Raw genomic sequence first — 12,316 nt, 5'->3', positions numbered from 1 at the left:
AAACTGATAGGAAATGAGAAAAGTATATATAAAAATTACGACTGCAGCAATCCTCCTAATAAGCTTGTTTACGGCCTGTTCACTGGAAGAAACAAATCCTTCAACAGTAGATCTGGAGGTTGCTTATACAAGTCCGGAAGGATTTGAGAGCCTGGTAAACTATTGTTACGATGGTCTATACTATTTCTACGGAAAAATTGATGGTATCGGCGCCATGGAAATGGGTACCGATCTGTGGGTAAGCGAAAGCAAAGAATCAGGATTCACCTTGTACGACAGCAAAATGAATACTGAACTGGGGACTTTGAGGGTGATCTGGAACGGATTTTATGCCACTGTTAATTACTGCAACACTGCCATCTACTATGCCGACCTGGTTGAAGATTACTCGGAGGAAGAAAAGAATGCTAAAGTTGCTGAAGCTTATTTCCTGCGTGCCTGGAGCTACATGCACCTTGTAGAGCAATTTGGCGATGTTGTCCTGAGAACAGAACCTTCATCAATAGCAGGAATTGACAACTACCCGACACGCAGCTCCGAACCGGAATTCTACGACCTGATTATCAGCGACCTGAAATTTGCCTGCCAACATCTTCCGGTAAATCAAGGTGCAGAAAGAGGTCGTGTTGCCAAAAAAGCCGCTTATGGCATGTTGGCAAAAGCTTATCTGCAACGAACCCGTTTGGGCGAGGCCAATGCTTCGGAATATGCAAAACTGGCCCTGGAAACAGCAAAAGAACTCATCGACAATCAGGCAGCCTACAACTGTGCTCTTTACACCAGCGACGACACCAAATCGGGTTATTCCAAACTGTGGGATGGCCTGAACAACAAGAACAATAGCGAGTTCCTGTTCCTCGAAGCGGTCGACCATGAAGGGTTCCTCAATCCGGACAAGGATAATCGCGGACGTACCCGTCAGTATTACCTGATGGACCTCAAAACCGTTGGAGCAGAATGGGGTACTGCCGAGAAAAATTGCGCATGGTACAGCCGGGCAAACGACCGGGGCTTCAAACCGACAAAGTATTTGATGACCGAAATCTTCGAGCCGGTGAAAGATCCTGCTGATACCCGCTTTGCGGAAACATTCTTTACCGAGTATTATAACTCCAGATGGAGCGATTATACCATCTCCCAATCATTGGTTGACAAATACGGCAAAGATCAGTCGCTGGTCGGGCATGTCATTAAAAATACAGCCTGGACATATGATCCTGGCAATGATTATTATTTCGGACAAACTTACTATAGAATCAACGCATCCGGAAACGTAAATATGGTGGATGAAGACGGTAACGGGTACCTCGACGGTATATCAGTGTTTACTCCTAACTATACCATTCCGGCTGAAGAGAAAGCGCTGTTGCCATTCCTGTGTGTTGATCCATCAGATATGTATGATGCGTCCGGCAAATGGGTGTCTGCCGAAACCAGCACGTTGGGTACTTACTACAAAGAATGCTATCCATCCATGCGCAAATTCTCATCGTTATACTGGATTTACAATAACCAGAAATGGGAAGGCGATGTGCCCATTCTTCGTTTGGGCGAAGTTTACCTGATTGCCGCAGAAGCTGCCTTGCGTTACAACAACGATCAGGCCGCAGCTGCACAGTATGTAAACGCTATTCGTCAGCGCGCTTCTGTTACCGGCCGTGCAGGTGAAATGGCAGTTGCTCAAGGCGAAGTAGATCTTGACTTTGTGCTTGCCGAACGTGCCCGCGAATTAGCCGGTGAACAAACCCGCTGGTACGACCTGAAACGCTACGGTAAATTAACCACAGCGTATCTTTCGGAAACCAACCCCGACATCACAACATTCGAACCTTCGAAACATATCGTCAGACCAATTCCGCAATCATTCCTGGATGCTATTGCCAATCCGGATGAGTTCGGAACAAACGGCTATTAGTTCATAAGTTTGATATATTAGAAAAGGCGATCCGTAAATTATTCGGGTCGCCTTTCTTTTTGGATTCAATTTCGTTTTAAATCGTCTTCACTTCCAATTTCTCACCGGCTGGTATTTCTACCTCGTACAGGTAATATGCTTTCTTGTTTTTAGGTTGAAGGCCGGGTGTTCCCGCAACTTCCGGTTTGGGAACAGCTGTTGATTCCATCAACGGGTTAGCTGGCTGGTCGCCGAAGCTTCGGGTAAGTCGAGCTTCCATTCCGATCTAATGAGACATTTGCCACCTAAAGCAGCATGAATGGTGGCCGATGCCAGTTTGCCCTCGTCCCAGTTCAAATCCACCGTGAACCCGCCACGTGCTTTTAGTCCGGTAACCGAGCCTTCAGCCCATTTGGCTGGCAGGGCAGGAAGAAGGTGAATGGCCCCCGCATGGCTTTGCAGCAACATTTCGGCAATACCGGCGGTTACTCCAAAGTTACCGTCGATTTGGAAGGGCGGGTGCGCATCGAGCATGTTTCTGTACATGCCGCCACCGCGGTGTTCCGTTTTCGGGCCGAAATCAATCGGAGTGAACAGGTTGTTGATGATTTCCAGGGCGTGATCGCCATCCAGCATGCGAGCCCACATATTTGTTTTCCAGCCCATCGACCAGCCGGTAGCCTCATCGCCTCGGCGCAGCAGCGAGTTTTCGACGGCAGTAAACAATTCGGGCGTATCCCACAAATTAATCTGGTTACCCGGATGAAAGCCGTACAAATGGCTCAAGTGGCGGTGGTGCGGGTCAACTTCCTCAAAATCCTCGTTCCACTCCATCAAGGTTCCTTTATCGTTTATCCTGAAGGGCTGCAATCCGGGAATCAAGCTATCCAACTCAACCTGAAATTCGGGATCGGTTTCCAGTATTTCGGTCGCCTTCCGGCAATTGTTCAGCAGTTCGTTGGTCATGGCCAGGTCGGCAGCGGGGCCGGCACAAATAGCCACTTTCGCGCCGGTTTGCGGGTCGATAAACTGGTTTTCGGGCGAAGTGCCGAAAGCCGTTTTGTAGTAGCCCTTTTCATTTATTGCAAGGCGGCCGATTACGAAGCGGGCAGCCCCTTTCATGGCCGGGTACATATCGGCCAGGAAGGCGCTGTCGCCGTTAAACAGGTAATGTTCCCAGGCATGGTTCAGCATCCAGACACCGCCCATGCTCCAGTTGGCCCACATGGGATCGTCGTTGCCGCCCTGCCCGACAGGGGCGGCATGTCCCCAAATGTCTCCGTTGTGGTGGCTGGTCCAGCCGTCGAGGCCGTAGTACGATTTGGCCACCGCCTCGCCTTTTATCGCGTTGGTTTTAATCAGACGCATCAGTGGCTCGGTCAGCTCGCTGAGGTTGGTTAGTTCGGCCGGCCAGTAGTTCATTTCAAGATTAATATTTTGCGTGTAATTGGCATTCCAGGGCGGTTGAATGGCCCGGCTCCAAATACCTTGCAAGTTGGCGGCCTGGGTTCCCGGGCGCGAGCTCGACAACAGCAGATAGCGCCCGTATTGGAACAACAGCGAAACCATGCCGTGGTCTTGGTTCTCGCGGAAAGCCAGGATGCGTTCATCGGTGGGAAGGGTATCGGTTCCTGCCAACTGGCCCAGGTCGAGCTTCACCCGGTTAAACAGCGAGTGGTAGTCGGCCAGGTGTTTGCCTTTGAGGCTTTCCCAATTTTGAGTCGAAGCTTTTTCGAGCAGGCTGTCTGCAATGGCTGCATAATCTTTTCCCTCAAAGCCGGGCGACTTAAACGGCCCGTTAAAACTGGTTGCTGCCGACAGCAAAATCAATGCTTCCTGTCCGTCATTCAACTCAATGCCTGCATCCGAAACGATGACCTTCGCGCCGGGGGCAATCACGCGCACATTAACCTGAGCCTTGATACCATCGCCGTCCCAGCCGCCGTAGGTACGGGCTTCGTCGCCCTGTTTAAAGTAGTTCGGAAGAATATCCTGGTCGGCTTTGGCTACCAGGCTATACACGTCGCCCACAGCCTTCACGTTGTAATTGACCAAACTTTTCAGGCTTAGGCTGAAGTTCAGCGAATCGGCTTTGGAGGCCGTCAAGCGAATGGCCATTATTTGGTCGGGGAAGCTACTGAACAGTTCGCGGGTATAGCTCACGCCGTTGTTATCGTAGCTCACGGTAGTAATGGCATCCGATAGATTCAGTTCGCGGCGGTAGTTCGTGTGATTGCGGTGATGGAGCGTCAGTTCCAAATCGGCCAGCGGCTGATAAGGCTGCGTGTAAGGTCCCTGAAGTTTACGCACCAGGGTGTTGGCTTCGGTGTATTTGCGCTCGTGCACCAGTATGGCCACCTGTTCGGCAATACCGGCAACGTCGGGGTTCGAGAAATCGTGCGGGTGACCGGCCCAAAATTCGTCGTGATTCAGTTTGATGAGCTCGGTATCGGTGCGCCCATAAACCATGGCGCCGAAACTTCCGTTGCCAATGGGAAGGGCTTCCATCCATTGTTCGGCGGGTTGTTGGTACCACAATTTTAAATCGTTGGTTTCTTTTGTTTGCTTGCAGGAAAATAAGAAAACCAGGGCCAAAAAGAAAATTGAGGTTGATTTGATCATGATTAGTTGTATTAGTGAACCTCAAAAATAAGTTCTTTTCGAAAAGCAAACATACCATATCTGATAAAAAACGGGTGGAGAAATTCTGCAACAGGTTCATGATAAAGGGAAAACCTTTATTTCATGCAAATAGTTGTTCCCGGTTATTCCTGCAAAACCTCCCATGTAGCTTGTTAAGATCGCCGCTTTTTTTAGGGAGCAGCTCCTGGAAGAACTCTTATAACTTGTCCGGAGCTTCGGCGAAAGCATTATTAAATGATAAAGAATCCCCCGATCGTTCGGGAAGACGTTATTAAATGATTAAAGCCTGCCCGTTGCATTGGTGAGCCTTTTATTAAATGATAAAAGCTCCCCCAACATGGCGGTGAAGCAATAATCAACTGATAAAGGCTCGCCCGACGCTTCAGGGAGGCCGTTATTAAATGATGAAGACTCCCCCAGTGGTTCGGTGAAGTATTATCAACTGATAACAGCCGGAAGGCTCAGGACGTTCTGCTTTCTCTGTTGAACTGGGTTAGCTCATGAGCCACTTCAAAACTGCCTTTTAAGAAGCGTTAAAAGAAAAAGGAGAAGAACCTGGACAACAGCGGCTCTTCTCCCTTCAACTTAGAATAACATTAACTTATTCGGCCATCTTATACACTTCGCTGGCGCCCAGCAGGAAGCAGCCCAATCCATAATCCTCAAAGTCGGGCATGCTGGTGTACGTTACCGGCTGTCCGTCTTTCGGTTCTTTGCCGGTTCCTTGCAGGTATCCCAGGAAGCCGTTTTCGTGAACTGCTTTTTGGGCCATCGCATTCCAAGCCTTCTGGATGACCGGTTTGTATTTGGCTTCGTCAACCAGGCCATTATTTACCGCCCAGGCCATTCCGTAAACAAACAAGGCTGTTCCCGAAGTTTCGGGGCCTTCGAAATGACTGGGATCGTGCAGGCTCACGCCCCAGAAACCATCTTCGCGTTGCAGCGGAATCAGCGCTTCCAGCATTTGGAGCAGGGTGCTTTGGTATTCATCGCGGTGCGGGTCGTTGGGCAAAATGTCGATCACACGAACCAGGGCAGCCACTACCCAACCGTTTCCACGCGACCAGTAGCAATCTTCGCCGTTAGGTTCGGTGTACGGAGGCAGGAAATCTTTATCGCGCCACCACAGGCTGTCTTCCGGGTTCCACAACCCCTGGGTAACTTTCGTGTCCATATACATGTCGTACATACGTTCCGAGTAAGCGGTATCACCAGTCAACACCTTAAGTTTGGCGAACACAGGCATGCTCATTTGCAGAGCGTCAATCCAATCCCAGTCATCAATTTTATCGGTGACCATCATCGAATCGATGGAGGCCTTGATATCGCGGATACGAACCGAGTCGGCCTCCATGTTATACAGGTCGATGTAAGTTTGTCCACAACATTGGTTATCGGCATTTCGTGTTGTGACGCCATCGCGTAAGCCCCAGCTATGCGCTTCACCCCACGAAACCGCATAATCCAGATAGGCCGGGCCGGGTTTGATTTTGTACAGCTCCATCAGTCCTTCGTAATAAACGGCCCTTGTCCAGATGTTGCTGGGGCGTTCCCGGTTCGTGACAATGCTTTTCCCGGTGTCGGGCCATTTGTCCATGAAATATTGATTGGTTAGCACCATTTTATCCAACACTTCCTGTTTGGTTGGAAATTTCTCCGTTGCGGTCTGACAGGCCGTGAACAGCACAGCCAACATCAGATAACTAAAAATCGTTCTTCTCATTGTATTATTTGGTTTTAAATATTCAATCATCATTCATCAATCGCCAATCATCGATCCCTAGTTTCCATCCGGTTTCAGTATATCGGCAGCCGGGCTTTCGGGCCAAAAAAAGTTTTCGAATGAATCCGGCTCGGAAGGGCTAAAGCTGCTGAATTCATCGGCCACATAGTTTGCCAAATCCAGCTGTTGGTCCAGTATTCCCTTTACCACACATTTTGCCAGTTCGTACGCTCCAAAGGGGCTGAAGTGCGTGTCGTCGGCCAGGGGCTTGTCCTGGCCGGGATAGGTATTGGCCGGGTAGTGTACAAAAGCCTTTTTCGAATTTTCGGGACCCAGTGCTTCATATAAAACTTTGCTCATCGCATTCAGGTCGATTACCGGCACACCTTCAACTTTACCCAATTGCCGCATGGCCTCGGGGTAATCTTCGAGGGTGTTTATGATCTTGCCTTCTTCATCAAAACGACGGCGGTTGGTGGAAGTCACCAAAACCGGCTTGCCACCTTTTTTTCGTGCCTCGCTGATAAAATGACGCAATTCATCCTGATAAGTAGTAAATGGCTCCACGTGGTTGCCTCCCGGCTTTTGGTCGTTGTGGGCAAATTCCATGAACAGGTAATCGCCGGGCTTCATCAGGGACAAAATCTTTTGAAGCCGGTTTTCGCGCCGGAAAGCCTTGAGCGTTTCGCCCGACTCGGCATAATTGGCCACCACGATTTCCGGCTTCAGAAATCGCGGGAACATTTGCCCCCACGAAGCCCAGGGCTCGTTTTCCTGGTCGGTTACCGTAGAGTTTCCGGCCAGAAAGATCACCGGCAGGTCATTTGCTTTTTCAATCACGATGGAAGAAACACAGGGTTTCGGGCCGTTGAATTCCAGGGTGAGACTGTTGTCCCAGTTCAGGTAAGTCATCTCGCGCGGTTTCCGTCGAATTTCCAGGCTGTCGTTAAATCGTGGGGTGCGTACATCCACCACGATTGTTTTGGATAGCACTTCGCCTTTTTCAGTCTGAATGTTTTCGAGCATCAACCGGCGCGATTCGGCCTTCACGGTTGTGGCCGACTCTCCTTGTCCATCTCCCAACGTGAGGGTGATTTTGTACCGGCCTTCCGGCAAATCAACCTGAAAATAGAAAGGCTTATCGGAAGTGATCCAATCGCCGGTTGCGTCTTCTCTTCCTTCCATCTTTTCTGCCTGAACCGGGTTGGCACGGATGATGCCAAAGCCTTTTTCAGGCGTATAACTATTTTTTTCAGTGACCTGGGTGAAACCCTCTTTTACAGGCCCGTTGCCCAAATCGAATTTCCAGCTTGTTTGTTTGCTGCCGGCTGGCTGGTATTTTACCAAATCCAGTTCGTGACGAATGGGTTTCTCCATCTCATCACCCATGTAAAATCCGGGATGAGGCGGCTGGTTGTAGGCCACATTTTGCCAGGCAATACTCAACCGGTAAATGGGGTCGTGCATCAAGGTAACCAAGCGGTGCTGCGTGGGAATGGTGGTGGTGTAAATCCGCAGCGATTGGTTGTCTTCGGTACGCAGCACCACTTCTTCGCGCCAGTCGCCAAACAGGTCGGCGCTCAAGGCCGGCGTCGATTTCGAACCGTTGTTACTCTGGCAACCTTCGGCTACCAGCAGGTTGGTGAGCGTTTCGTTCTGCCAATCCCACTTCATGACCCGGTTTCGGTCGAGCAACTCGCGAAGCAAGTCACCATCCCACCACACGGCAAAGTTGCAACTGCGCGGGGTTGTTTCTGAAATTTTTTCGCCTTGTGCATTCCACAGGCCGTTGATGCCTGCGCCAAAAACCCAGCACTCGTTTCCCGGGTGGCGGGGATCAATGTTGAAAGAAACGCCACGGCCAGGCCCTTCGCCTCTGTCACCACCCGAATCGGCTGCCTTTACCGAAGGGACTTTCCAGAGTACCTCACCGGTTTTCGCATCGCGAAAGTTCATTCCGGCATCATCAAAGCGTTCCTGAATGTTGAACGCCTCCAGCCCCGGTCGGGCAGGGTTGAGATCGGAAAGGTGCAAGGCATCGGCATGACCCAGCCCGGTGGAATGAAGCCCGGTGCCGTCGTGGTCAATGGCTGCTGCCCCGTAAATGATTTCATCACAGCCATCGCCATCCACATCGCCCACGCTCACGCTGTGATTGCCTTGTCCGCGATAAGCGCGATTGCCCGGAGTACCGTCATCGCTGTCGAATAGCCAGCGTTGGGTCAGTTTCCCATCGCGCCAATCGTAAGCGGCCAGGGTGGCACGCGTGTAGTAGCCCCGGCACATCACAATGGAAGGCCGTTTGCCATCCAGATAAGCCACACAGGCCAGGTAGCGCTCGGAACGGTTGGCGTTGCCATCTCCCCAAACTTCTTTCATTTCGTCGGGTGCGGGATCTAATTTTGAAGGATGCCTGCCCGGCACATAAGGCACTGTGGCCAAGGCAGCGCCCGTCAACCCGTCAAACACAGTGAGAAACTCCGGCCCACGCAGGATATGCCCGTCCTGATTTCGGTGGTCGGCCGAGGCATCGCCAATCACATTCCCGATGCCGTCAACGGTGCCGTCGGCAGTTTTCATGACCACTTCAGCACGTCCGTCACCATCAAAATCGTACACCAAAAACTGGGTGTAGTGTGCCCCTTCGCGTATATTTTTGCCCAGGTTGATGCTCCACAACAAGGTGCCGTCCTGCTTGTAAGCATGAAAAACCGGCTCAGAGGTCATGCCCTCATGGCTATTGTCGCGCCCGCGGCCGGTCATATGCACCACCAGCTCGTAATCGCCATCGCCATCCAGATCGCCGGGAGCAATATCACCGGGCGAATAGTTTTCGGGTGTTTGCAGGGGAATAGTGAGCCAGGGCTGCACATTGTCGGTTTTCACCAGTCGATAGGAACCATCGGGCTCGAATTCAGTTCCACTTCCGACCGGTTTTACCAGATAGGTGTAGATCCCATTGGGCAAGCTGACAACATCCATTAGCGATGTCGCATCAGTTAAAGGTTTCTCATTCAACAGAACTTCTTCACCATTTTCAGACTGACGATAAACGTTAAAAGCCACGTCTTCGGCATCGGAATGCAGCAGGCGCCAACTCACAAAAACACTATCGTTGCCTGCTTGCACAGCCACCAGCCCACGCGACAGATGCTCCATCTGGCGTTGGGCAACGGCAGAGAAACCACAAAAGAGTAAAAAGATCAGAATAATTCGTTTCATCGTATAATTAATCTTTACTGTTAGCGTCGCATCAAGAATATTTTAGAGAACGTCATGCCGAACTTGTTTCGGCATCTCATTATGAATGAGACCCTGAAACAAGTTCAGGGTGACTGAGTCAATTTCCTTTATCGTTAATACGCCACCAGCAATTAGTCATTGATTCGGTTTACATAGCCACTGAGCGGACAAGCCCTGAGCTGATTTATTTTTTGAGACAGGATTTTCGCATTCAAGCGGGCTCCAGCGGCATTGGTGTGCGTATGGTCGCCCGGGAAGAACGTGCTGACAGCCTCCGCCCCCATCGTTTCGTATTCGGCAGCCACGGCTTCATTCAAATCAATAAAGAAAGCACTGGTTTCTTCGGCCACTTCTTTTGCCCATTTGCCGTAACTGTCCGAAGCCCGTTCCACTTTCCCTTCCTTCCACTTGTTACGCGGAATCATGGAAATAACAATTGGTATAGCTCCTTTGGCCTGCACATCAGCGATGTACTTTTTCATGTACCAACCATAGGTGTGAACCGTTTCTTTGGAACCATCCTCGCGGGTTACTTCCTGCGTTTCATCGCCTGTCCCTCGGAGCGAACCCCGGTATTTGGCTTTGTCGATATTTCCACCATCATTGTGGCCAAACTGCACTAGCACAAAATCGCCGGTCTGGAGCATCGGAACAACTTCATCCCACAAACCTTCGTGCAAATAGGTCCGGCTGCTGCGCCCACCACGCGCTTTATTGATCATCTCAACCCGGCTGCTGTCGAAAAAGGCTGGCAGTTCGCGTCCCCAACCGACAATTTCTCCGTTTCCGTTGGCCACGGTCGAATCGCCAATTAGCAAGACTTTCTTTTTCGCCGGGAAGTTGATGGTAGGATTCTCCAGCAGGTAGTCTTTCAGCGGGCAGTTGTCTGCTTCGCGCAGGCCCTCCACAATCAGCGAAGCCGCCAAGACAGCTCCTTTAGCCGACGTATGCGTGTGATCGTGTTCAAAGAACAAATTGCCCGTCACCTGTGCTTCGCCCAGCTTTTCCATGGCCGAGGCCATTTTTTCGTTTAAGTTGATGAATTCAACGCCTTCGCCCAAGGCCACCTCTTTGGCCCACAAACCATAACTTTGATCATTGCGCGGCACGCGGCCATCCTTCCAATTATTGCGCGGAATGGGCGACATGACCACCGGAATGGCTCCTTTCGCCTTTGCCTCCTGAATGTATTGCCGGAGATACCAGCCATAGCTGTGCACCACCTCATGCTCGCCGGTGAGTAGGTTGTCGATTTCCTCCGACTCATCGCCAACGCCCTTGATCGTGCCGCGAGCCCGGAAGTCGTCGTTGATCGCGCCGGCATCGTTGTGCCCAAATTGCATCAACACAAAATCGCCCGGCTGGAGCCTTTCCAAAACAGGTTGCCACAGTCCTTTGGTGCGGAACGTGCGGCTGCTTGTTCCACCCAACGCATGGTTTTCCACCTGAACCCGGCTGGTATCAAAAAACTGCACCAAGGGGTCGCCCCAGCCCCACAATCCGCCGGATCCATCGCCCCGCCCGTTTTTTACGGTTGAATCGCCAATCGTATAAATGGTGGGCTTGCCAGTCGCCTGCTGCGGCCCGAAAGCCAACAGCCAAGTCAATAGGAAAAAGCTGATCAATTTTATCATTTCAATGAAAGTTTTTAGTTTCTCTTTTATTGATCGGATGACTTTGAGTCATCCGATCAATTCTATTTATTTGTGTACATCCGCTTCAATTTCAAAAACAAAAGGAGTGGATGTCATCTGTTTTCCACCTTGCGTGGTGACAAACAAGTGCGTGGGTTTTCCGTTTTGCATGAGTACCTGTGGGCGCTCAAACCGGCCGTATTTACGTAAATGTTTGGGTGCTTCGGGCTGGTTGATGTAATGCGACACCCCGAAATAGCTGATTTTTGGTTCAGACCAATGAATCCCATCGTCCGATTCGAGGATGATGCCCACCTCATGGTCAAAACGCCCCATGTCGCGCGCCAGCATGTAGAACTTCCCGTTCTCCCGAAACACATTGCCATCTTCCAATTGGCGGTTGTTGCCCAAAGCCGAATAGTCGATGATCGGATTTTCAGCGTAGCGCACATATGGCCCTTCCAGTTTTTCGGCCATGGCCAGGCCGTATTTGCGGTTTCCGCGAATGGCCGGATCCACCGGATTTTCATATTCTTCGTTGTTCCAGCCTTTGTAATACAGCCAATACTGTCCGTTTGGATGTTTCAGAAAGGAAGGATTCGAGGTGCAATGATCATCCCAGGCCCCTTCCGGTCCTACCTCCAACAGTGGTTTGTCCGGCCGTTTCCACGGGCCATTGAGCGAGCTGGCGGTTGCCAGACCAATGCGTTTGGTGTTTGTCTTCCGGTTCGAATTACCGATATAAAACAGACAATACGTGCCGTCAACCAACTGGATATGCGGGTTGTGGCAGGTGGTGCCATCCCAAAAACCTTCGCCACGTGGAGCCAGAATGGTTTCTATGTCGCGGTAAGGGCCTGCCGCCTCATCGGCAACGGCATGCGCAATCTCCGAGCTGTTAATCCAGCCACCCATGCCCTTCTCCGCATTCCAACGCGAAAAAAACACATGAAACTTCCCGTCAGGCGCTACGATCGGGCTGCAGCCCCAAACATAATAGCCTTCGAGTTCGAGCATGCACCCCATCGGTTTCAACCGCTTCGAAAAAGCAGAAATATCCTGTTCCCGATAGTTTTTATCGCGAACCGAAGCCACCAGTCCGGGGCCGCCCGAAATCAGTAGCGCCCCTCCGGCAAGCAAACTTTGCTGTATAAAATTACGTCGTGTTTGCATGGTCAA

The 12,316-nt window shown here is 50.9% G+C and carries 7 protein-coding genes; 1 reads left to right on the top strand and 6 read right to left on the bottom strand.

What is annotated here, in order from left to right; genetic code table 11:
* The first annotated feature begins 13 nt into the window (after positions 1–13).
* Entirely contained in the window at positions 14–1,915 is a 1,902-nt protein-coding gene (locus N2K84_RS02705; protein ID WP_282590230.1) for a RagB/SusD family nutrient uptake outer membrane protein, read from the top strand.
* A 76-nt stretch (positions 1,916–1,991) separates the two neighbouring features.
* On the opposite strand, the gene N2K84_RS02700 is transcribed toward N2K84_RS02705, so the two are convergent.
* The 6 genes from N2K84_RS02700 to N2K84_RS02675 form a co-directional block, all read right to left on the bottom strand.
* Positions 1,992–2,123: a hypothetical protein gene (locus N2K84_RS02700; protein WP_282590229.1), complete on the bottom strand. Its 132-nt coding sequence runs from the start codon at positions 2,121–2,123 to the stop codon at positions 1,992–1,994.
* Positions 2,123–4,516: a glycoside hydrolase family 95 protein gene (locus N2K84_RS02695; RefSeq protein ID WP_282590228.1), complete on the bottom strand. Its 2,394-nt coding sequence runs from the start codon at positions 4,514–4,516 to the stop codon at positions 2,123–2,125. The genes N2K84_RS02700 and N2K84_RS02695 overlap by 1 nt, the downstream gene beginning before the upstream one ends.
* A gap of 622 nt (positions 4,517–5,138) precedes the next feature.
* Positions 5,139–6,260, bottom strand: coding sequence for a glycoside hydrolase family 88/105 protein (locus tag N2K84_RS02690; protein ID WP_282590227.1), 1,122 nt, complete (start codon positions 6,258–6,260; stop codon positions 5,139–5,141).
* 57 nt (positions 6,261–6,317) lie between these two features.
* Complete coding sequence (locus N2K84_RS02685; RefSeq protein WP_282590226.1) at positions 6,318–9,482, bottom strand: rhamnogalacturonan lyase family protein; 3,165 nt, start codon at positions 9,480–9,482, stop codon at positions 6,318–6,320.
* Positions 9,483–9,634: 152 nt separating this feature from the next.
* Positions 9,635–11,137 (bottom strand): rhamnogalacturonan acetylesterase, encoded by a 1,503-nt coding sequence (locus N2K84_RS02680; RefSeq protein ID WP_282590225.1) that lies wholly within the window; start codon positions 11,135–11,137, stop codon positions 9,635–9,637.
* A gap of 66 nt (positions 11,138–11,203) precedes the next feature.
* Positions 11,204–12,310, bottom strand: coding sequence for a glycoside hydrolase family protein (locus N2K84_RS02675; protein WP_282590224.1), 1,107 nt, complete (start codon positions 12,308–12,310; stop codon positions 11,204–11,206).
* Between the last annotated feature and the right edge of the window lie 6 nt (positions 12,311–12,316).

Origin of the sequence: Gaoshiqia sediminis, assembly GCF_025907915.1 — a bacterium.
Lineage (GTDB): Bacteria > Bacteroidota > Bacteroidia > Bacteroidales > Prolixibacteraceae > Gaoshiqia > Gaoshiqia sediminis.
The sequence above is the reverse complement of the archived record's forward strand: the minus strand, read 5'-3'. Positions and strand labels throughout refer to the sequence as shown.

What these genes read in the sequence shown, in the direction of transcription:
- N2K84_RS02700 (WP_282590229.1), bottom strand. Translation starts at nt 2,123, where the DNA reads ATGGAATCAACAGCTGTTCCCAAACCGGAAGTTGCGGGAACACCCGGC.
- N2K84_RS02685 (WP_282590226.1), bottom strand. Translation starts at nt 9,482, where the DNA reads ATGAAACGAATTATTCTGATCTTTTTACTCTTTTGTGGTTTCTCTGCC.
- N2K84_RS02705 (WP_282590230.1), top strand. Translation starts at nt 14, where the DNA reads ATGAGAAAAGTATATATAAAAATTACGACTGCAGCAATCCTCCTAATA.
- N2K84_RS02680 (WP_282590225.1), bottom strand. Translation starts at nt 11,137, where the DNA reads ATGATAAAATTGATCAGCTTTTTCCTATTGACTTGGCTGTTGGCTTTC.
- N2K84_RS02675 (WP_282590224.1), bottom strand. Translation starts at nt 12,310, where the DNA reads ATGCAAACACGACGTAATTTTATACAGCAAAGTTTGCTTGCCGGAGGG.
- N2K84_RS02695 (WP_282590228.1), bottom strand. Translation starts at nt 4,516, where the DNA reads ATGATCAAATCAACCTCAATTTTCTTTTTGGCCCTGGTTTTCTTATTT.
- N2K84_RS02690 (WP_282590227.1), bottom strand. Translation starts at nt 6,260, where the DNA reads ATGAGAAGAACGATTTTTAGTTATCTGATGTTGGCTGTGCTGTTCACG.